The sequence below is a fragment of the Leptolyngbya sp. FACHB-1624 genome (genome assembly GCF_047649235.1).
GTDB lineage: Bacteria > Cyanobacteriota > Cyanobacteriia > Leptolyngbyales > Leptolyngbyaceae > Leptolyngbya > Leptolyngbya boryana.
In genome coordinates, this window is sequence record NZ_CP180258.1 from 1,303,015 (window position 1) to 1,322,764 (window position 19,750).

Genomic DNA, 19,750 nt, shown 5'->3' on the forward strand with positions numbered 1-19,750 from the left:
AAATGTGAGGCAGCGAATCCGGTTAAAGATAAAACGAGTATTTTTAGGCTGAAATTGGCAGGACTTCGATCTTCCGTTGAGGAGCGATCGGGTGAATTTCAGGCTGTGGCGCAACGGGTGCAGTTGCCGGGGCAAAGTGTTCATCGATGAGCGTCGCCACATCTTTGGGATTGAGTTTGGTGTAGCGGGTTTTGTCGAGTACGACGGGGACTTTGCCGCAGGCTTTCATGCAGCCCGTCCCTTTGAGGGTGACTTGATCTTCGAGACCTCGATCGCTTAAAGCTTGCTCGATCGCGCCGCAGATCGCTTTGCCGCCTCGTTTCATACAGCTTGATTTCTGGCAGACGAGAATCGATTGTTTTTTGGGTTTGGGGCTTGAGGCTTGAGGAGCCGGAAGTTCGAGTTGAGCGACCGAGTTTACAGGTTTGATCCAATAGGCTTTGAACTTGAAGGCGTTTTCGGAGCGATCGTATTTTTGCCAGCCGCCGACTTGAATTTGATCACCGGGTAAGAGCGTTTGACCGAGGGTGGCTCGGGCAAGTTTAGTCATTTTGATGGAATATTCACCATTTTCAGTGGCAAGGTTGAGGCGCTTGATTTTGTAGCCATCTTTGAAGACGTAGCCGAGAAACTTACCCGAAAAGCAAAATTCTGTCGATCGCTGGTCTTGAGTCATGGTTTTACGGAGAATGCGTCCTAGGTTATTGCTAATAATATGCAATAGCTCCTAAAATCAAACATACCCGAATTGCATATTATTTGCAAATACTTCTCATTAAAAATGGATTAAGCGAGCGAGAAAGATTTAGTGCTTGCCGAGAATGCTGCCGTTGAGGCTAAGCGTGTAGGTGAGTGATTTCTGGTTGTTTGTCACAGTGACTTTCCAGCCATTCATCGATTTTGTGGGCAGGCAGGGTGTGTTTGGGGGATCGGTCGGAGAGCGGAAACAGTTGAAAGTAGGAGCAACTTGCGTGATTTTGAGGCTTGCAATGGGTCGCTGCAAGTCTTTCTGAGCAGTGCTGAACACTTTGCGAGCGATCGCTGTGGGTAATTCATCGGTGCGAGTAGGCAAACCTGCGATCGCTTCAGTCCTGCGAAATTTTGTATTATTGCTAATGCGATAAATTTGCTGTTGATTTTTTTGACCTGTGACGGTCACGCGATATCCTTTGAGATCTTGACGCACACAGGTTTCTGCTAAATCTCCTAGACCGAGGCAGCTATCTGAAAAAGTTTGGAGATCAATGTTTGTAATCAACACGACAGAGGGTGAAAGTTGAAAGTGATTGCCTGCAATGCGCTTGATCTCATCCCGCACGTTAGCGGGTAAGCGTTGTTCAACTCCTGACGTGCGTTCGATGAGTTGCAGATCTTGTGCAGTTTCGCCCCGAAACACCCATCGAGCGTTTTGTCGTAGCATCGTGATTTTCCAGCCTTGGTGTAAGACTGGATCACAGGCAAAGGGAGCCGAAACATTTTCACAACCACTTGTCCAAGTCACTTTCTCTGAAAGAATTTGAGGTAGGTGTTTTGCTGGATAGTCCCACTGCGCGATCGCGCTGTTTAAGGCTGTAGTCCTCATCTCAGCAGGAGCAATTTCTTGAGCCGGTTTTCCAACGGGATGGGTGGGTTGTCCATTTCGAGACATTAAGACTCTGAACCTACCTTCTTGAGTTGTGAGATAAATGAGCGTTTGACGCTGATCTGCGATCGTCACCTTCCAATAGGGCACAGGATTGTACATCCAGATTTCTCGTCCGACTCGCTCAATCCTGGCTTTTGCAGTTTGATCGAGTTTCTCTTTCGCGATCGCATCTTGGCGAACTTGTTCGGCGATCGTCTTCGGGTCGGGTGAATTGAATGATGAATCGATGATGGGTGCTGATGCCACTGTGGAGTGCATCGCAACGCCAGAACTCGTCAGCATGAGACACCCAAGCAGCGTTGAGTTGACAAGATGTTGCAGCATAAGCATTGAGAAGCGTAAGATATCGCTTAGCTTAGTCACTCAACGCTGCTGTTCAGAACGAGATTACCAATTTTGAAACGCAAACGGGTTGAGTTAAACGATCATTCCAGACGCATTTTTGCTCGGTTCTAGCGGGAGAAAGAGCGTGTAAATTTCGCCTTGTTCGGGTCGTTCTCGAACGATCAGCTTTCCGCCTAATGCCTGAAAAATATTCTTAGTTACATTGAGATTGAGACTGAGACTTCCGGTTTCAGGTTGAAAGACAAGCACTTGACCGAGAGATTTGAGCAGTGGCATCTGGTGCGTGTCATGGGGGAGATCATCTTTTTGCGCCTGAAGTTGAAGTTTGAGTTGATGTCCTGCGAGCGAAACTTCGACTTGAATTGAACTGCCTGCGGGCAGACTACGTGCCGATCGCTCAATCAGACTCGATAATGCTTGATCGAGCATCGTCGGATCGCTCATGACCGATGGAATGTGCTGCGGCAAGATGACATCCAGTGTGAGGTTGCGCTGGTTTGCCTGTTTTTGCCAGCGTGGAATGCTCTGCTCTAAGACTTCTTCGAGAGAAGTTGTGGCGAGCGAGGAGACTTTTGTAGCTGAGGTTTCAAGCTCGACGGCGCGAAAGATTAAGCCAAAGCGATCAATCTGTTCACTGCATTCGCGATCGATCATTTCAAGCCGTTTGACGGCATCCGCTGGCAGATCGCGGCGTTTGAGCAGGAGGCGAGTTAGCGTCCGGATTGTTGTCAGAGGCGTGCGGACTTCATGCGCGATCGCTTGCAGCAGTTCTACATCCGCGCTTTTTAGGACATCAGCAGTCGGCGTTTGTAAGGGTCTAGGATCGCGAATGGTACGTTTCTCAGATTCAGCAATCGGGTCAGGCAGATGACTGAGCAACGCATGGCTGAATTGAGTAATCAGTTTGTAGTTAGGTGCGATCGGGGGGAAGGTTGCGTAAAGACGATCGAGCTTTTGCAAATGTCCAGGATTCATCAAGACAACACGCAGGCGCAGAACTTGCCAAGCTTTAGTGATCTCTTCGGGGTCGAATGAGAAGAAAAAGGCAGGATTTTTGGCACGGTCTTCGCCGAGCACCATGAGAAGACTGAATTTTGAGGTCAGGGCAAGGCAGAAGGCTTCGGCGGCAAGTGCATCGCCGGGGAAAAGACCGAGGGTATTGGTTTCACACTCTGAAGTTTCACCGTTTGCAGAAGGAAGCTGAAAGGAAAAACCTGAAAATAGAGCGTTCGGGGTGAAGGAGTAGGTGGTGATATTGGGAAAGCTTTCTGGCTGGCTGAGAATCGGTAGAGGGGCTGAGAAGAGTACGCCTTCGGTGGATGAGAGAAGGGATTCTAGAGCCGCGATCGCGCTAAACCATTCGCGCTCTGCTTTGATTTGTCGCAGGGCTGCACTGGGAGGGTGAGACGATTCTGGAACTTCACGAGACAGAAGTTCGCTTAACGTTGGGAAGATCCACTCAGACATATCACGACTGTTGACGGCGACTTATTTAGAGAGTATCGGTTTTTCGGACTTAGGGTAGATCGTAGAACCGAACCTAAATGGACGCAATTGCCGCTGAGGAAGTGGGAAGACTCCTTTATTCCTCGCTCCCTCCTCTCTACGAATCCAATAGAATTGACTTATAGATACCCTTCGCGCGTGCAGATTGCTCATGGATTGGCAGGAAATTTCGGGGAATTGGGTTTTGATTCCGGATCGTCCGATCGCGATCGTTCATTTTTTAGGTGGGGCGTTTGTGGCGACGGCTCCGCAGTTAACGTATCGGCGATTGTTAGAGTTTTTAGGCGAGCAGGGATACTTGGTCGTGGCAACTCCGTTTGTGAATACGTTTGATCATACGGAGATTGCCAAGTCAGTTTTAGTCAGTTTTGAACGGGCAATGGAAAATGTGCGATCGCGTGTCTCAGTGCGATATTTACCCATTTATGGGATTGGGCACAGTATGGGATGCAAATTGCATCTGTTGATTGGCAGTCTGTTTGCGGTAGAACGAGCAGGGAATGTGCTGATTTCGTTTAATAACTATGCGGCACGGGATGCGGTGCCCTTGGTTGAGCAGTTTTCACAGTTTTTCAAGCCGCAAGGAGTAGCAGTCGAGTTTACTCCGTCACCTGTCGAGACGAATGTACTGATTCGCGATCGCTACGCAGTTCGACGAAATTTGTTGATTAAGTTTGCGGATGATTCGATCGATCAATCGTTGGGGTTGGCGCAGTTGTTAGAAGAGAGTTTTCCAGGCATGATTGCGACACGGCGGTTGAAAGGGACGCATGTGACTCCCCTTGGTCCGGATGTCAAGTGGCAGGTTGGGGGATCATTTACGCCAATTGATGCGATCGGGCAGTGGATGAGACAAGAGGTATATCGAGAGTTACGACAGTTAGAGCAGGTGGTTTTACAGTGGCTTGATCCCGTCGGCAGAATTAGAAGATAGAGTGTGAGGAGTGAGACTTGGAACTAAGACTTGAGTTGAGATGGGATGCCAGTCTGGACTAAGCGGATTGCCTGAGATTGGCGGAAAGATGCGATCGAAACTAAAGAGTTTGAATCGGGATCCCAGAGAATAAACTTTGCACAGGTAAACATCTTACCGATGGTTAGCGTTTTGACCTTGGAGAGCAGGTGAATATTTTGATTGTGGCAAGCTTCTAGATGATAGTTTGGGATCCGCTCGGAAAGATGATGGATGTTGTGGTAACCAATATTGGCTGTGAACCATTTGAGAATGGGGTGAAGTTGTAAGTAGCTACTGCCTTCGATCGCTCCAGTAATATAGTTCCAGCCTTCTGTTGTATGCGCATAGGAGCCTTCAAAGATGTGCTGCATGAAGAAAATCCAGATGAAAATCATCGCCGATAAGGTGAGAACACTGGAGTAGATACTAAAAAAGAAGCTTGCTCCGAGTAGAGAGCTAAGAATGATCCAACTGCTGATCACACAAACATTGTTCAGCAAGAGATCCCAAAATTCGGTAGATGACTTCCAATGCTTTGATTGATGAGTTGAGAGAATCTCTGATAGATGGATGCGCGGATTTGTGCTTAAGCAGGTAGCAGCATGGACAATAAAGCCGTATATTCCGGCGATTAGGGATAGGCGAGGTTGGAGAGCCAGGTAGAAGAAACCGCCGGGCAAAGCCATGAGGGGATGGCGAAGAATTTCGTAAGTCTTTTGCTGTGATGGCGTGAGTTGGGCGAATTCGGTGGTAGAGAGGAAGTCTGCTACGCCACGGTAGCGTTCCCAATCGCCATTGGTTTTGTGATGGTAGGCATGATCTCTTGACCAGGCATATTGCGGGATCGCATTGATGATCCCCAGCAGGAATCCGACAATGCGGTTGATTTGTTTCGATCGAAACAGTGAGTAATGTCCGCAGTCGTGCATCAAAGAGAAGCAGCGCAGCGAAAATAGCGTCATCAGGATGATGAGTGGTGGAAGAAGCCAGACGGAAATGGCAGCAGCTTTGACCGTGAGAAACCACAGGAAGCAATAAGGAACAACGGTGTTGAGAATCTGGAAGGTTGCTCGCCAGTCGTTGCTTTTCATGTACGGGGTCAGCACAAATTCAGACTTTTCGATCACGGTTTCCATTCGGCACAATACTCTTGTAAAGATAAGCAGATCGTCTTTGCCACGATCGCAGAGGCTAGACAATGCGATCGCGCAAACTCAAGACTGGAAAAATTCGTCAATTGAGACTGAATCGACACGATTCACTCACGATTCAATCTGTGTATATGTCCAAAGCATTGTAATGCCAATAATTGACCAATATTGAGATATCTCCCTATAGATTTAATCTAATTTTGTTGTAGAGGAAATTTTGAAATATGCAAGCGTCCAGGGTTTAAGAGGTACTAGAGCTGAAGACTGCTCGATTGACTTTCTGTTCCAATTAGCGTTGAAGAAGAGAGACGATTGCAACTCAGTTGCCGTAATTGAGAGAAGTGAAGCTGTTGTCCAACCTGGACGTGATGGGCTTTCTTGTTTTGTCAGAACGCTTTGTTGCTTCCGATGTCGCAATTCTGGGCGATTTGATAGCCTAACTTTTTAGACGTTGAGATAGGCTGCATTGTCTTGAATTGTCCGAATCATTTCAGAATCAGAAGTAACTCAACATGGAAAAGCTCACGATCTCGAATCTAGATGGTTATTATTTGCCGATCGCGCCTTGGACGGGACGACTGATTTTGCCGCAAGCTGAGCAACGACGGCAGGATGGCGGAGTGTTTATTGAGATTCAAAATGCTCCCGTAAGTCAGGCTTACCTGAAAGGTCAACAAGTTTGGTTGACGTGGCATGAAGATTCGATTCATCAGCCTTGGCTTGCTAAAGCAACGCGTGATCTGCGATTTGATCAAATTACGCGCGATAGTCAAGCGAAAGGCAATATACATCCAGTTCGATTAGATGGATGGCAGCGGGTGAGTCCTTTGGAGTCGCTGGCTGGAGCAAGGACAGAAGATGAGATGCAGGTAGAACTAGATGTCGTTTCTGTCGATCGAGAAGCAGAAAGTTGGATTATTCGGATTAATGATGAACCGATTCAGATTGAGGGGATCGCACGCGGGTTTGTGCAGTTTGTTGCGCCTGTGGGTGGGAAAGACTATCGGGTGCGACATTACGATCGTACGAGTCGTCGGTTTGAAGGCGCGGAAGAGATTGTGAGTTTGCCTGCATCCGGGACTCTGAATCCGAAGTTTAATTTGGAGCAAAGCTCGATCGTGAATATTGAGAAGTTGCCTCTGAATGCAAATGGCTGGTACATCTATGGTGCAAGAGGTCGTGATGGAAAGTTTATGGTGCAGGCATTGGAACCTGCTGAGATTCTGCGATTGCCACCAGAGCAGATGGTGATTGGACGGGAGGAAACACAGAACTATGTCGATCGAGACAAGTGGAAGCAGATGCCACTACATCAAGTGAATTCGACGCTAGTAGACAATAATGGACAGGTCGTTCCACCGACTCAGAGAACAGTGAGTTTACTTGAGCGGCGAACGAAAGAGTTATGGCAGCGTGGGGATGAAGCTTTGGTGCTGCATACGTTTGGGTGGCGAGGAGGGGCGCGGGCGAATAAGATACCGATCGTGACAGGGCACTTCTCGTTTGGGTTTGCGAAGCTGCTGCCGGATGAGTTTACTGGGGCGTTGCGGTTTCGGTTAATTTATCGACAGGTTTATGCACATAGTCCATTGTCGATCGTGTCTGGAGCACAGAGTTGGCATTGTTATATGGGCAGTTTGCAGCGGGGTTGGATGTATACGATTCCGGTGTCGGATGTGTTGGTGAGAATGCCGGAATTGGTTGCGTACAAGATGGGAAGTTACACGTTTAATCCGTTGAATTTGATTAAGCGAGAGTTAGCTTATATGGAGACAAGATATCGATCGGGAGATGGAAACGGAGCTTCGGTTGTGACTCCTTCGACTTCTTGTGTGCGAGATTCTAATCAGGCGTTGTTTGGTGCAATTCGCAAGTTTCGCGATCAGGTCGTTAATGATCCGACGGTAAGTGCTTGGCTCGTTGCCAATCCGAATGACTATCATGCGCGGCGGTTTGCAGGGTTGCGATCGCTCTTAGAACGGGTTGAAAACAATGTGCTATTTCCAATGGGATATGTGCCTCGGAGTTGGCGGGGTGAGAATGATCGAGTGGCAGTGCAAGATCGCGATCGCTTTAATGGGTTGGGGAATGTATTGGAAGCGTTGAGGACTTGGCGGACGATGTTACCTCGCAGGGCTGAGCGATCGTTGTTAGCGGTGTTTCGAGAGCATGGGGCAACGATGATTGATTATCAGTCAGCAATGCTAGGAGGAGAAGTACCGGGGATTGTGCCATTGCCGCCGGGAGTTATTTTGTAGAAAGTTTGGGTGTTCTTGTGGTTTGGCATGTTACTGCCTACGCCAGATGAAAGACCTGTCATTGCAACATAGAGTAGTAAGCCTCTCTCATCAGTGAGAGCAAAGTTGCAAGCAGCGTACCAGTAACATTGGCAGTCGTATGAATCATCATCAACACTCCCTCTCTCAAGCCCGGAACGAGATTTTACAACAACTCGAAGAATGGCTCGATATTCCAATGTTAGTCCTGAGCTTTGTTTGGCTAGCCTTGTTTGTTGTAGAACTTATTGTGGGACTGAATCCATTCCTAGATGTCGCGGGGACTACGATTTGGCTGCTCTTTATCTTCAATTTTCTATTAGAGTTTGCGATCGCACCGTATAAGCGCGTCTATCTTCGACAGAATTGGTTGACCGTCTGCTCACTCGCATTGCCAGCGCTACGCATTTTGCGAGTCTTTCGAGTAGTACGAGCAGCGCGGGGAATCCGATTGCTAGGCATTATGACACGCACTAATCGCGGCATGAAATCACTGAGTACTAGCTTTCAACGACGCGGATTTGGTTATGTTATTGCTTCAACCGCGATCGTAATCTTAGTAGGTGCTGCGGGAATGTACGCATTTGAGCGAGAAGTGCCAAATGGATTACAGAATTACGGAACTGCCTTATGGTGGACGGCAATGCTCTTAACGACCATGGGATCAGATTACTTTCCGCGATCGCCAGAAGGACGAATTCTGTGCTTTGTCTTAGCAGTCTATGGTTTTGCAGTGTTTGGATATGTCACAGCTACGATCGCAACTTTTTTTGTCGATCGAGATGCTGAAGATGATGCCGCCGAGATTGCCGGGACAAAATCAATTCAAGCTTTACACGTGGAGATTGCAGCGCTACGAACCGAGATCCAATCCTTAGCGAGTCATTTAACTGCACCATCTGCACCATCAGAATCAGAAAACCTTTAGATGCTTGCAATTCAGATAAATTGAGCAATCCATCTCACTCGGGCTTGGGAAGAAGTCAGCAAAACTGGATGTCGAGGGTTCAAAAAATGAGGAACTTGTGCAAACGATTTATTATTCATCCTCACGAGTTCCTCAACTTGCTGGATTAAAGTGAACTCTGTAGAAGCTCGATGAAAAGAAGTGTTTCGAGGAATCTGATCTGTGCTTGAAGAAGTTCAAAAATCGTGACAATTTGTCGTTTTGTTGGCTCCCCTCACTCAAGCTGTGACTTCTGCCTCGATCCCGATTGGTGTCTTATTTTTCTCGATTCGTTAAACTAGAACAAGAAGGGGCTGTATATACAATGACTCATTTTTACCCTACTATCCAAGCAGAAGCTCGATTTGTATCGCAACTTCCTACCCCGGTTGATTCTACCGCAGTTGCAGGGAGCTTTTTCTTAGTATTTTTCATATTTTTCTTAATTGCGAGTGTTGTACATCGTCGGGATCAGCGTGAAGTAGAACAGCTAGAAGCCGATCGAGAATTTCTAGAACGTATTTGGCAGATCAACTCTAACCTAGAGCGCTAACAGCTAGGTCAGGCAAAATGGGGGAAACAAGCGACCCAATCGACAAAATTTCGAGGATGAAAAAATGCTTGCACCGCCCAAGCCATAGCATCTTCACAAGTTCCTCAAGTTTGCCATCTAGTCTGAATAGTGTGCGCAAATTCTAAAAGTAGCGCCTCAAGCTTCAGACGGAGCTTTGTTGATTACACGAGGATAATTACGATGATAGATATTGATGAAATGAATTCAAAAGACATTTTTGAACTTTTAGAAAAAGTCGGATATGGTCATTTAGGCTGTATTCATGAAGGAAGACCCTACGTTCTTCCGATGCAGTATTATCTCAAAGACTCAGCGATTTACCTGTTTACAACCGAAGGTATGAAGACGCATGATCTAGATGCAAATCCTGCGCTATGTTTGCAGGTTGAAGAAGTTCAGGATCTAGAACATTGGCGAAGTGCGATCGTCACAGGTGAAGCGGAGCGTCTGACAGAGCAATCCGATATCGATCAGGTTATGCATCTCGCCAAGACACGGAATTCTAGCCTATCGCCTGCAATCAATCGCACTTGGATCGATGCTCAAGGTAGGGCTGAAGCCATTAAGGTCTATCGGGTTCAGCCGACCGAAATGACGGGACGGATGACGAGCAGAGAGGCGGATTCGTAATCCTCACCATTTTCAAATTTCTAGTGCACTTTAGTGGACTAGGATCGTATCGCCTCACCTCTCATTTGGAAAGCATTGATGGTGTAGACGGTTCAATCATGCCGTCTACACCCCAATTAAAATCTATGTTCAAAGCAGCCGAATCACGAAACTCATCCGACATTCAGGTTTTTCTACGTTGCACTCACAGCGTTCGCCATTTCTGATTGGCTTTGAGACTGAGGAACGCCTTGAATCGTCAGGACGTGACAAGGTGCATGATGCAATACATAGTTACTGACACTCCCCATCCAAAACTCTTGGAGACCCCTGAATCCTCGGCGTCCGACGATAATCAGATCGGCATTCCAAGTTTTTGCAGTAGCACAAATGACTTTGCCAGGATTGCCTACATTTTGCGAGAACTCTAGAGCAACCTCTGCTGGTCTCGCCTGTTCTTCCAGTAGCTTCAATCGGTTCAACCCTGCTTGCTCGCGTTCATGCCAGTGTTTCCAATACGCTTGCATTGCCGACTCGGAGACTCCCACATATGGATCACCCGGATAACTCTCCATAAAGGGTTCGAGTACATGCAGGAGCATCAATTCTGCCTGGTTGGTCTTTGCCAGTGATAAAGCCTGCTCAAAAACCGCTTGGCTGAGGTCAGAATCATCGATCGCGGCTAGAATTTTGCGAAACATAGTTTAATCTCACTTACTCGTCTTGAGTCTCAGGAATTTTCTACACTTCAAGTTATAGATAACAAAGTTGAGGAACTTGTGAGCAAGGCTATTCAGAACTCTAGAATCCAAGTGTGAAGTGGTGCTCTTGCCTACTCCTTAATCGTGATCTTCTAATCTCTGTCTTCTTTGCGGTCAATCATAACTGTGAAAAAAAATCTGAGGATAACTTATGCGTGCAATGGTTTTACATACGCCTAATACCTTGCTCAAGCTCACCGACTGCCCGATTCCAACCCCTAATCCTGAGCAAGTACTCATTCACGTGAATGCTTGTGGGATCTGTCGCACAGACTTGCATATTCTAGATGGAGAGCTAACGCAGCCTAAGCTACCTCTGATTCCAGGGCATCAGATTGTTGGAACGATTGCAGCACTGGGAAGTCAGGTGACGCAGTTTCGGGTCGGCGATCGCATTGGTGTACCTTGGCTTGGTCATACCTGCAATCACTGTCGCTACTGTCAAAGCCAACGAGAAAATTTATGTGATACAGCTGAATTTACTGGCTATCAGATTGATGGTGGATATGCAGAGTACACCGTCGCAGATCACCGCTTCTGCTTTGCGATTCCTGACACTTATCCTGCTTTACAGGCGGCTCCATTGCTGTGTGCCGGATTGATTGGATATCGAGCTTATCAAATGATTGGAGATGCCCAGCGGATTGGATTCTATGGATTTGGAGCAGCGGCTCACATTTTAATTCAAGTAGCCCGCTACGAAGGTCGTCAAGTCTTCGCGTTTACCCGTAGCGGCGATGAGGCAGGTCAACAGTTCGCAAAGAAGCTAGGAGCAGTTTGGGCTGGTGCTTCTGATCAAGTTCCTCCAGAATTACTCGATGCAGCGATTATTTTTGCGCCGACTGGTTCTTTGGTTCCAGCGGCACTTCGAGCCGTTGCAAAAGGCGGAGTTGTCGTCTGTGCCGGAATTCATATGAGCGAGATTCCTGCTTTTTCTTATGACTTATTGTGGGGAGAGCGAGTCTTGCGATCGGTTGCGAATCTAACGCGCCGAGATGGAGAAGCATTTTTAGCACTGGCTCCCAAAATCCCTATCCAGACGCAAGTGCAAGCTTTTCCACTGATTCAGGCAAATGAAGCTCTACAAGCATTACGCAATGGACAAATTCAAGGTGCAGCCGTTTTAGAAATCAATCCCTAAACCAGTAATCATGCAACAAAAATACAAATCCATTGCAATCCAAAGTGCTATTATATAGGTGGAATCGTAAAGAGTCTCCAACCTAAAAGCAAATAGCTCAACCATTGATAGCGAGCATTGGTGTGTTAGCTAGCCCAAAGTCAAGTTCTGACTGCGAAGGTTCAGGGGAAGTACGAGATCCGACATCCAAGGTTACGGAGGAACCTAATCTTGAATAGTTCAGTTGGTAGAGGGGATTAATCGATTGTGATTGATCCCCTCTGCGTTTTAAAACACTTTGAAACGTAATATTTCACCCTCACACCTTCTTCAACATTTCGCTGTATAACAAGAATTATAGGAGCTGAATCGACCCTTCAGAATAACTACGAATTTCAGCTTTTATCCGGCAGTACTGACAGCTAGGAGTGGACAAATGCTGAAAAAGATTTTAGTTGCTTTAGATGACTCTGCAATGAGCGCGATCGTATTAGAACAAGCGTTGGCGATCGCACGGGCGATGAATGCTCACCTGATGATTCTTCACGTTCTAGCAGTGGATGAAGCAGGGCTTCCACTAGAAAAATTCTTGAAGGCTGATCAGCCAATGAGCTTTCAAGTAGGGCAAAAGTTTCAGCAGGCGTGGCAAACCTATCAAACTGAATGGGAAACGCGATTGCAATCTTACGTACAGCAAGCAAGCGCCCTTGGTGTCCCCGCTGAAGCATCCCAAAGCTATGGCAATCCTGGGCATGTGATTTGCGATTGGGTCTGGGCATGGAAGGCTGATCTCATTGTGATGGGGCGACAAGGACAAAGCCAACTTCCGGGTTGGATGATGGGAAGTGTCAGTGCTTATGTGACTCAACACGCCTCTTGTTCAGTTTTCCTAGTGTCTGCTGCGCAAAAACAAGAATCGACTGAGATTCGCGATCGCGCTTTGACTGAAGTTTGATTCATACGGGAATCGAGACAATGAAAGGATTCTTAAACGGTGCAGTTGCATTACTCTCCTGCATTGCTATATTTTCGATGCTTCAAATGAGTCAAGCTCGATCCCCTACTTTGGCACAACTCCGCGATGGAGACTATCAGATTTGCACTCAACCGCCGCCTAAAGGGTGGCAACAAGGCGAAGGAGTCTGTTTTGTGTTTCGGAAGCAGAACCAGCAGATTGAGGGCTATTATGGCTATCCGCACTCGGATGCGTTTGTTTGTCTGCGGGGGCAACTGAATCTTGATCGCCGCATTGTTGGACAGGGTTATCTCGTCTCCTGGGAAGGGAGCCAATGGGGAACTCCTGAAAAGAAAGCATTTTTCTGGGATGAGGAACAACAGCTTCAGCTTGCACAAGGAAGAGTAGTTCGGCATGAGCAGGATGGTCAATCTGAAGCACACTGGATTTTATTTCAGCAAGCAACCTTAAATTTTCAGTCATTTTATCTTTATCCCAAGCCTGAAATGACTGCCCCTCAGCAATTGTGCAATTGGAATTTTGAGCGATCGCCAAATTCTAGCCAATTCTAGATCAAGCTTCTGTTGATCGTTCTAAATAGAAAGTTATCTCAGAGCATTTTTGATGACAAGATTTTCTGCTTACTCACAAGATCCTCAAGTTTTGCTTCTAGCCTTAAATCGAAACAATTGAAAGTGCCGCATTAGGCAGTGCGATCGCAACATCAGGGGGATCGTATGAATGAGTCGAACCTTGTCTCAGTCTATCTTCAAGAATATAGCAAGCTCAAAGATGAGCAAGCTCAGCGTATTGGATTTCGAGATAACTTGTTGTATGTCACTCTCAGTCTGTTTGGCGTGATTATGGCATTAGCGGTCGGGGAAAGATCAACTCCCTATGCGCTGCTTGTCCTACCGTGGATCTGTCTAGTGCTAGGTTGGACTTATGTGAACAATGATCAAAAAATTTCCGCGATCGGGCACTACATTCACAACCATTTAGGTGCTCAAGTGCATCAAGTCCTTCATGATCAGTGCAGTGATCTACAGTACTCTATCTTCGGATGGGAAATTGAAAACCGTCGCGATCAGACTCGTAAGCGGAGGAAGATCGAGCAATTGATCGTGAATGAGATGGCATTTATCTGTTCAGGAGTCACTGCGTTAATTGTATTTAGCAGATTAATGCCGCAGATAGATTGGCAAGTTCGTCTATTTAGCGCGATCGAACTTGTGCTGCTTTTGATCTTAGGATTTGAAATTTGGCGACATGCAGATCTAACCAAAGGGTGCTGATCATGAAAGAACATTGTATTGATTTTGCGATCGTGACTGCGCTCGAACTAGAACGGATGGCAGTCTGTCACGCATTTGGCATGAGCGATCGCCATCGAGTCAGAAAAGAATCGCGAACCTACTGGCAAAAACAGCTCAAACTCAAAGATGGCGAATTCTACGAAATCGTTGTTACCCAATTAGCGAATATGGCAACTGCTGATGCCGTGAGTTCAACTGCAGACTTGATTCGTCACTGGAGTCCGGGCGCTATTGTGTTAGTCGGAATTGCTGCTGGAGTCGATCCAAAAGAGCAAAACCTTGGTGATTTAGTGATTAGCAGCAGCATTTACTACTATGAGCGAAGCAAAGTCACGCCTCAAGGTCAACAATTAGAGCCTTACATGATTGATACCGATGTTACTCTGTGGAATCGAGTACAAAATCTGGCGGCATGGAAAGCTTCAATTCCAGAACCTAGACCCGATCAAGCCAAGACTCGACCTAAAATTCATCGCGGTGTGATTGCATCTGGAGAAAAAGTCATTGCAGACGCGATCGCCCGGAATAAATTAGTTGAAGAGCATCGCAAAATTATCGCGATCGAGATGGAAGGATATGGGTTGAGCAAGGCTGTCCAGCAGAATTTTCAGCACATTCGCCACTTAGTCATCAAAGCGATTTGTGACTGGGCAGATGAGAGTAAAGATAAAGAATGGCAACCTTATGCAGCAGCCGTTGCTGCAGCGTTTACAAAGCATTTCTTACTCGATCGCCCGATTGATCCCGGTAATCCCCGCTCAACGATTGTCAAAACGAGAGCTAAAAACGAATCTTTTGACGATCGTTTTGCAGAAATCATCTCAGCTTTTAGCACAGGGAGTATTGTGCCTTTCTTGGGATCAGGCATTAACTTATACAATCGTACTCCCATGTCCAGCGACCAATTAGCGCAGCTGTGCGATCGCATTTTACATGAAGGACTGTCGATCGCTCAAAGCGAACTCGGAGATATTCCGCTCAGTGAGATTGAGCTTGCGCCCTTGTTAGGTGAAGAACTCAAGCGATTGCTGCGGCTGAATCGAGACAACCCAGAGCAAGATTTACTCAGATCCTTGCTCGGCGTGCCTTGCTTGTTTTGCCACGTTGATCCGATGAATCGTCCAGCCCACTGCCCTCTTCAAGGTGATCATGCAACGTGGGACTGCCCGCTTGCTATCGAACAACGATTAGCGATCGCGAAGATGAACTTGCGCTTTATCTCGCAGTACTTCAAACTAACCAGGAGTTCGGATGCCCTTTATGGTGCAATTCGGCGATTTTCGAGACAAGCAAAGCCGAATGCAATTCACCACTTTTTTGCGACTTTACCGCAGCAGTTCGCTCAATCGAGTGGTGAGCTTCCTTATCAACTGATTGCAACGACAAATTATGACACGCTTTTAGAAGATGCCTTTCTTCTCGCCGGGCAACCTTTCGATGTTGTGTTTTATGACTCCGAAGGTGACGATCGCGGTAAATTCAAACATCGGCGCTATCGACAGCAGGTATCAGAAGTCATCGAGCACCGTGAATATCGGGAAGAACTACCTTTAGGAGAATATCCAATCATTCTCAAGCTCTATGGCTCGATAGATGAAGACTTTGTGATCACTGAGGATCATCACCTGCACTATCTCAGTACAGGGAGCTTTGATCAAAAAATACCCAATCGCTTACTCAAAATCCTCAAAAACAGCAGCATTCTGTTCATGGGATATAGTCCAAATGATTACGATTTACAGCTTCTCCATCCGATCTGGGAACAGGGACATCTCCAAGGACATTCCTGGTTTATCCATCAATCCGAACCTGGAAATATCGATCAGAAGCTTTGGGAAAAACGCAATATTACTCCCATTGAGAGCGACTTACAAACTTGTTTGACCGAACTACAAAAAGGGATTGCCAGGGAGACGAAGAAGTATGCTCAACACCATTAAGCCTTATCGAGGACTGGTTCCCTACTCTGAAGCCGATAGCCGCTTCTTTTTTGGACGAGAAAGCGATCGCGATAGTATTCTTGACAATCTAGAACTTCGCCGTCTCACCATCTTATATGGAGAGAGCGGAGTCGGAAAAAGCTCAGTCCTTCGCGCCGGAGTCGCTCGATATTTCCGTCAGGCTGCCTTGCAGAATTTGAAAAAATACAAGCATCCAAAATCTATCATTGTTGTTTTCCCACCTGATCCCCCTCCTGCCAAGCAAGCTCATAGCGATCTCTATCTCTCTTGGCAAGAAGATGATCCACTGCATGCCCTAAAGCAGCAGATTGCCAAAGATATCAAAAAGCTGCTCCCAAAACTGAAGCCTCCAGATCCGCATCTATCCTTTGTGGATACCTTGCAAGCTTGGACAGAAGGATTTGATCAACAACCCGGATGCGGGGACTTGTTTATCATTCTGGATCAGTTTGAAGAGTATTTCTTCTACCATCCTAATGAGGTAGGCTTGGGAACATTTTTGAGTGAGTTTCCACGGGCAGTTAATCGTGCCAACTTACGGGTAAATTTTCTCATTTCGATTCGAGCAGACTCACTTGCCAAGCTAGATCGCTTCAAAGGCAAGATACCAGAACTATTTGAGAATGAGCTACGGATTAATCATCTCAATCGCAAATCAGCGACGGATGCGATCGTCAAACCGATCCGGGAAGCTTATAATCACCAGGTTCCTGAAGCAGCCCAATTTCAAATCGAAGATGATCTTGTAGAAGTCGTCTTAAATGAAGTCAGCCAAATCCTACCGAAAGGCGACGGAGTTGGAGGTCGCGAGAAACTGAAGGCACAGCAAAGTAAAGAAATTGAAGCTCCTTATCTCCAGATGGTCATGACGGTGCTTTGGGAAAAAGAGCTTGCAGAACATTCTCAGTGTCTTCGCCTGAAGACGTTAAGGGAACTCAAAGGAGCAGATAAAATCGTTGAGCAATATCTCAATAGCAAAATGGATGTTCTGAGTCTAGATGAGCAATATGCTGCATCTGTGATCTTTCAACATTTAGTCACCCCTTATGGCACGAAAATTGCTTATCCAGTGTTAGAGCTAGAACAATCCACTGAGTTAGATCAAGCTAAGCTGCAATCGCTGTTAAAACAGCTTGATGATCAGCGTATTGTCCGCTCAACTCGCGCTTCTGATGAGCAGCCTCGGTATGAAATCTTTCACGATCGCTTAATCAAACCGATTCAAAACTGGCTGAAAGACTGGGAAATTGACGCAGTACGTCAAGAAAGAGCTAAAGTCCTCAAACAAACGTTGCCCATTCAAGCTCTGCGTCAGCATAAACGCAACCAAGATGCTCTTGCGGCTTTACTCGCACGTCAAGCCTATTGTTTTGAAGCACGGGAGCACTTACAAATGCTCAGTTCAGTGACTCACGCACTCTGGAAAATTTTGAGCACTCCCTATTTCAGCAATGTTTTGCAGTGCAATCAAGCGATATGGTCGATCGCAATTCTGAATGCTCAAAGGTTCGTTGTTGGTGGAGCAGGCGGTGAACTTTACTTATGGACGCTGCCCGGTCAAACGCCTAAGGTTGCCCACAAGCATAAGGGGGATGTTTATGCGCTCGCACTCAGTGCTGATCACCGTTTGCTTGTGTCGGGTAGTCAAGACCATACGATTCGGCTTTGGAACTTGTCTGCGAACGAGATTGTCTATCAGGGCAAACTTGGACACCACGATCAAGCAGTGACTTGCCTCGCCCTCAGTCCGGATGGAGAACTTCTTGCTTCAGGCAGTGAAGACAACACAATTCGACTTTGGAAGGTCAAGCACCCTTACGCGAAACCGATCATCTTGGGCACGCACAATGGGACAGTGAGATCGCTTGTCTTTCGGGATGAAACAACATTGGCTTCAGGCGGCGAGGATAGGCTGATCAAACTTTGGAACCTGCAAACTCATCCTGCAACTTTTGTTAATCTCGATCGACATCAAGATCAAGTGCGATCGGTTGCTTTTAGCCCAGACGGGCAACTTCTTGCCTCCTGTGGTGACGATGAAGTGATTTGGCTGTGGGATGTCAGTCAGCCTGATCCTTTGCCGATTGAACAGTTTAGTGGGCATAAGGAAAGAATTCGAGCGATCGCGTTTGACCCAAATCGTCCGATTCTTGCTTCTGCAAGTGATGATCAAACGATCCGCCTTTGGGATCTGCGGCAACCCGAAACTGAGCCAGAAATTCTCAGAGGGCATTACTTCGATATTCTTTCACTCGTCTTCAGTCCTGACAGCCGAAGGTTAATTTCAACCAGTGGTGATAATACGATTCGACTTTGGGATTTAAGCGATCCAGTCGCCGTTGCACAGATTCCGAAAGGGCACGATCAGCAGGTCGTCACGGTTGCTTTTAGTCGGGATGGAACTTTTCTTGCGTCAGGCGGATTTGATAAAACAGTCCGAGTGTGGAAACTCGATGCTCTACATCACACGGCTGAAGAATTTTACTGCTTCCAAGGGACACCTGAAGAAGATTGGCAGCGCGTGACCTCTGTTGCTTTTAGTTCAGACGGGCAATTTCTAGCAGCAGGGAGTGCCGATCGTCAGATCCGAATTTGGACACTCCACCAACCAGAAAATCCACCTCGGATTTTGGCAGGTCATGACGATCAAGTGACATCAGTTGCCTTTCATCCCTGCAAACCGCTACTAGCCTCGGGAAGTGTTGATTGCACAGTCCGAGTGTGGGACTTAGAGAAGCCAAATCCGACTGCACAAGTTTTGGTTGGACATCAAGACCATGTGACATCGGTTGCCTTCAGTGAGGATGGACAACAGCTTGCGTCGGGAAGTAACGATCGCACAATTCGAGTCTGGAACATGGAGCAGTTTGAGGCTGAACCAGTTGTCTTAGCAGATCATCAAGGTCGAGTTTGGTCTGTTGCATTTAATCGAGATGGATTACTTGCCTCTGCCAGTAATGACTGGACAGTTCGACTATGGAATTTACACCCTCAGCCTGATCAGGTATTTAACTACCTGATTTTAGAAGGACATAGTAGTTGGGTGAGTTCGGTCGCATTTAGTCCAGATGGTAAAACGCTTGCGTCAAGTAGTTACGATCGCAGTATCCGCCTATGGAATTTGAGTCGTTTAGATTGGAAAACTCCACAGTTAGATGAAGAACCTATTTTGCTCGAAGGGCACGAGCAAAGCGTGATTTCAGTTGCGTTTAACGCAGATGGTAAAACCTTAGCCTCTGGCAGTTATGATGCTTCGGTTCGGCTCTGGATGACCAATACCCAAGATTTAGCAGATCAAGTTTGCCAAAAAGTGCTGCGAAATTTAACGATCGAAGAATGGAAACAGTTTATGGGTACTGACATTCCTTACGAACAAACCTGTCCGTTGTAAAAAACTCACGAAATCCTCACAAGCTTCAGTTACCTTCAAGGTAGAACATCTTCACTGTGTTCTAATTGATTCTGGGAGGACTGAAGTGCCAATCTGGTGATGTTCATAGGTGAGCCGTGCTAATGGAGGTGACGTATGCTTCATCGATTTTTCCATCTCTCGCATGAGCAGGTGCATGTTTGGAGCAATATTATCCTGCTAATTTTAGTCTTGCTTGTTTGGTTAGTTGTACTAGGAGC

17 protein-coding genes are annotated in these 19,750 nt (G+C 46.7%); 11 read left to right on the forward strand and 6 right to left on the reverse strand.

What is annotated here, in order from left to right; genetic code table 11:
• Positions 1 to 43: 43 nt before the first annotated feature.
• From ACMUEV_RS05975 to ACMUEV_RS05985, 3 genes are all read right to left on the reverse strand, one after another.
• Entirely contained in the window at positions 44 to 676 is a 633-nt protein-coding gene (locus ACMUEV_RS05975) for a (2Fe-2S) ferredoxin domain-containing protein (RefSeq protein ID WP_190653074.1), read from the reverse strand.
• A 129-nt stretch (positions 677 to 805) separates the two neighbouring features.
• Positions 806 to 1,969, reverse strand: coding sequence for a hypothetical protein (locus ACMUEV_RS05980; protein WP_190653075.1), 1,164 nt, complete (start codon positions 1,967 to 1,969; stop codon positions 806 to 808).
• Between the two features lie 93 nt (positions 1,970 to 2,062).
• Positions 2,063 to 3,457: a sensor histidine kinase gene (locus ACMUEV_RS05985; protein ID WP_017290053.1), complete on the reverse strand. Its 1,395-nt coding sequence runs from the start codon at positions 3,455 to 3,457 to the stop codon at positions 2,063 to 2,065.
• A gap of 190 nt (positions 3,458 to 3,647) precedes the next feature.
• On the opposite strand from ACMUEV_RS05985, the gene ACMUEV_RS05990 reads away from it, so the two are divergent.
• The gene (locus ACMUEV_RS05990; protein ID WP_190653076.1) at positions 3,648 to 4,430 is read left to right on the forward strand and encodes a DUF1350 family protein; all 783 of its coding nucleotides are present in this window, start codon (positions 3,648 to 3,650) and stop codon (positions 4,428 to 4,430) included.
• Between the two features lie 23 nt (positions 4,431 to 4,453).
• Here ACMUEV_RS05990 and ACMUEV_RS05995 read toward each other — a convergent pair whose 3' ends face one another.
• Together ACMUEV_RS05995 and ACMUEV_RS06000 are read right to left on the reverse strand one after the other, a co-directional pair.
• Entirely contained in the window at positions 4,454 to 5,587 is a 1,134-nt protein-coding gene (locus ACMUEV_RS05995) for a fatty acid desaturase (RefSeq protein WP_190653077.1), read from the reverse strand.
• Positions 5,575 to 5,706, reverse strand: a complete 132-nt coding sequence (locus ACMUEV_RS06000) for a hypothetical protein (protein WP_277880459.1) — start codon at positions 5,704 to 5,706, stop codon at positions 5,575 to 5,577. Before ACMUEV_RS06000 ends, ACMUEV_RS05995 begins: the two co-directional genes overlap by 13 nt.
• Before the next feature lie 408 nt (positions 5,707 to 6,114).
• Here ACMUEV_RS06000 and ACMUEV_RS06005 point away from each other — a divergent pair, with 408 nt between their 5' ends.
• From ACMUEV_RS06005 to ACMUEV_RS06020, 4 genes are all read left to right on the forward strand, one after another.
• The gene (locus ACMUEV_RS06005; protein ID WP_190653078.1) at positions 6,115 to 7,860 is read left to right on the forward strand and encodes a hypothetical protein; all 1,746 of its coding nucleotides are present in this window, start codon (positions 6,115 to 6,117) and stop codon (positions 7,858 to 7,860) included.
• Between the two features lie 139 nt (positions 7,861 to 7,999).
• Positions 8,000 to 8,806: a potassium channel family protein gene (locus tag ACMUEV_RS06010; protein WP_017290048.1), complete on the forward strand. Its 807-nt coding sequence runs from the start codon at positions 8,000 to 8,002 to the stop codon at positions 8,804 to 8,806.
• 343 nt (positions 8,807 to 9,149) lie between these two features.
• A complete protein-coding gene (locus tag ACMUEV_RS06015) occupies positions 9,150 to 9,377 on the forward strand; it encodes a hypothetical protein (protein ID WP_190653079.1) in 228 nt (75 codons plus the stop codon).
• 201 nt (positions 9,378 to 9,578) lie between these two features.
• Positions 9,579 to 10,028, forward strand: a complete 450-nt coding sequence (locus ACMUEV_RS06020; RefSeq protein WP_190653080.1) for a pyridoxamine 5'-phosphate oxidase family protein — start codon at positions 9,579 to 9,581, stop codon at positions 10,026 to 10,028.
• A 173-nt stretch (positions 10,029 to 10,201) separates the two neighbouring features.
• Here the strand turns inward: ACMUEV_RS06020 and ACMUEV_RS06025 are convergent, their stop codons facing one another.
• Positions 10,202 to 10,708, reverse strand: a complete 507-nt coding sequence (locus ACMUEV_RS06025) for a universal stress protein (RefSeq protein ID WP_190653081.1) — start codon at positions 10,706 to 10,708, stop codon at positions 10,202 to 10,204.
• A 211-nt stretch (positions 10,709 to 10,919) separates the two neighbouring features.
• Here ACMUEV_RS06025 and ACMUEV_RS06030 point away from each other — a divergent pair, with 211 nt between their 5' ends.
• The 6 genes from ACMUEV_RS06030 to ACMUEV_RS06055 all read left to right on the forward strand — a co-directional run bounded on the left by ACMUEV_RS06030 (position 10,920) and on the right by ACMUEV_RS06055 (position 19,511).
• Positions 10,920 to 11,909 (forward strand): zinc-dependent alcohol dehydrogenase family protein, encoded by a 990-nt coding sequence (locus tag ACMUEV_RS06030; RefSeq protein ID WP_017290043.1) that lies wholly within the window; start codon positions 10,920 to 10,922, stop codon positions 11,907 to 11,909.
• A 415-nt stretch (positions 11,910 to 12,324) separates the two neighbouring features.
• Positions 12,325 to 12,843 (forward strand): universal stress protein, encoded by a 519-nt coding sequence (locus ACMUEV_RS06035; RefSeq protein WP_190653082.1) that lies wholly within the window; start codon positions 12,325 to 12,327, stop codon positions 12,841 to 12,843.
• 20 nt (positions 12,844 to 12,863) lie between these two features.
• Entirely contained in the window at positions 12,864 to 13,415 is a 552-nt protein-coding gene (locus tag ACMUEV_RS06040) for a hypothetical protein (RefSeq protein WP_316428361.1), read from the forward strand.
• Positions 13,416 to 13,580: 165 nt separating this feature from the next.
• On the forward strand, positions 13,581 to 14,138 hold the full coding sequence (locus ACMUEV_RS06045; RefSeq protein WP_190653084.1) for a hypothetical protein: 558 nt from the start codon (positions 13,581 to 13,583) through the stop codon (positions 14,136 to 14,138).
• A gap of 2 nt (positions 14,139 to 14,140) precedes the next feature.
• Positions 14,141 to 16,099: an SIR2 family protein gene (locus ACMUEV_RS06050; RefSeq protein WP_190653085.1), complete on the forward strand. Its 1,959-nt coding sequence runs from the start codon at positions 14,141 to 14,143 to the stop codon at positions 16,097 to 16,099.
• The gene (locus ACMUEV_RS06055) at positions 16,083 to 19,511 is read left to right on the forward strand and encodes a hypothetical protein (RefSeq protein WP_190653086.1); all 3,429 of its coding nucleotides are present in this window, start codon (positions 16,083 to 16,085) and stop codon (positions 19,509 to 19,511) included. Before ACMUEV_RS06050 ends, ACMUEV_RS06055 begins: the two co-directional genes overlap by 17 nt.
• Positions 19,512 to 19,750: the final 239 nt, after the last annotated feature.

Bases quoted from the DNA above. Each gene is read 5' to 3' on its own strand.
- ACMUEV_RS05975 (WP_190653074.1), bottom strand. From the start codon at position 676: ATGACTCAAGACCAGCGATCGACAGAATTTTGCTTTTCGGGTAAGTTT.
- ACMUEV_RS05980 (WP_190653075.1), bottom strand. From the start codon at position 1,969: ATGCTGCAACATCTTGTCAACTCAACGCTGCTTGGGTGTCTCATGCTG.
- ACMUEV_RS05985 (WP_017290053.1), bottom strand. From the start codon at position 3,457: ATGTCTGAGTGGATCTTCCCAACGTTAAGCGAACTTCTGTCTCGTGAA.
- ACMUEV_RS05990 (WP_190653076.1), top strand. From the start codon at position 3,648: ATGGATTGGCAGGAAATTTCGGGGAATTGGGTTTTGATTCCGGATCGT.
- ACMUEV_RS05995 (WP_190653077.1), bottom strand. From the start codon at position 5,587: ATGGAAACCGTGATCGAAAAGTCTGAATTTGTGCTGACCCCGTACATG.
- ACMUEV_RS06005 (WP_190653078.1), top strand. From the start codon at position 6,115: ATGGAAAAGCTCACGATCTCGAATCTAGATGGTTATTATTTGCCGATC.
- ACMUEV_RS06010 (WP_017290048.1), top strand. From the start codon at position 8,000: ATGAATCATCATCAACACTCCCTCTCTCAAGCCCGGAACGAGATTTTA.
- ACMUEV_RS06015 (WP_190653079.1), top strand. From the start codon at position 9,150: ATGACTCATTTTTACCCTACTATCCAAGCAGAAGCTCGATTTGTATCG.
- ACMUEV_RS06020 (WP_190653080.1), top strand. From the start codon at position 9,579: ATGATAGATATTGATGAAATGAATTCAAAAGACATTTTTGAACTTTTA.
- ACMUEV_RS06025 (WP_190653081.1), bottom strand. From the start codon at position 10,708: ATGTTTCGCAAAATTCTAGCCGCGATCGATGATTCTGACCTCAGCCAA.
- ACMUEV_RS06030 (WP_017290043.1), top strand. From the start codon at position 10,920: ATGCGTGCAATGGTTTTACATACGCCTAATACCTTGCTCAAGCTCACC.
- ACMUEV_RS06035 (WP_190653082.1), top strand. From the start codon at position 12,325: ATGCTGAAAAAGATTTTAGTTGCTTTAGATGACTCTGCAATGAGCGCG.
- ACMUEV_RS06040 (WP_316428361.1), top strand. From the start codon at position 12,864: ATGAAAGGATTCTTAAACGGTGCAGTTGCATTACTCTCCTGCATTGCT.
- ACMUEV_RS06045 (WP_190653084.1), top strand. From the start codon at position 13,581: ATGAATGAGTCGAACCTTGTCTCAGTCTATCTTCAAGAATATAGCAAG.
- ACMUEV_RS06050 (WP_190653085.1), top strand. From the start codon at position 14,141: ATGAAAGAACATTGTATTGATTTTGCGATCGTGACTGCGCTCGAACTA.
- ACMUEV_RS06055 (WP_190653086.1), top strand. From the start codon at position 16,083: ATGCTCAACACCATTAAGCCTTATCGAGGACTGGTTCCCTACTCTGAA.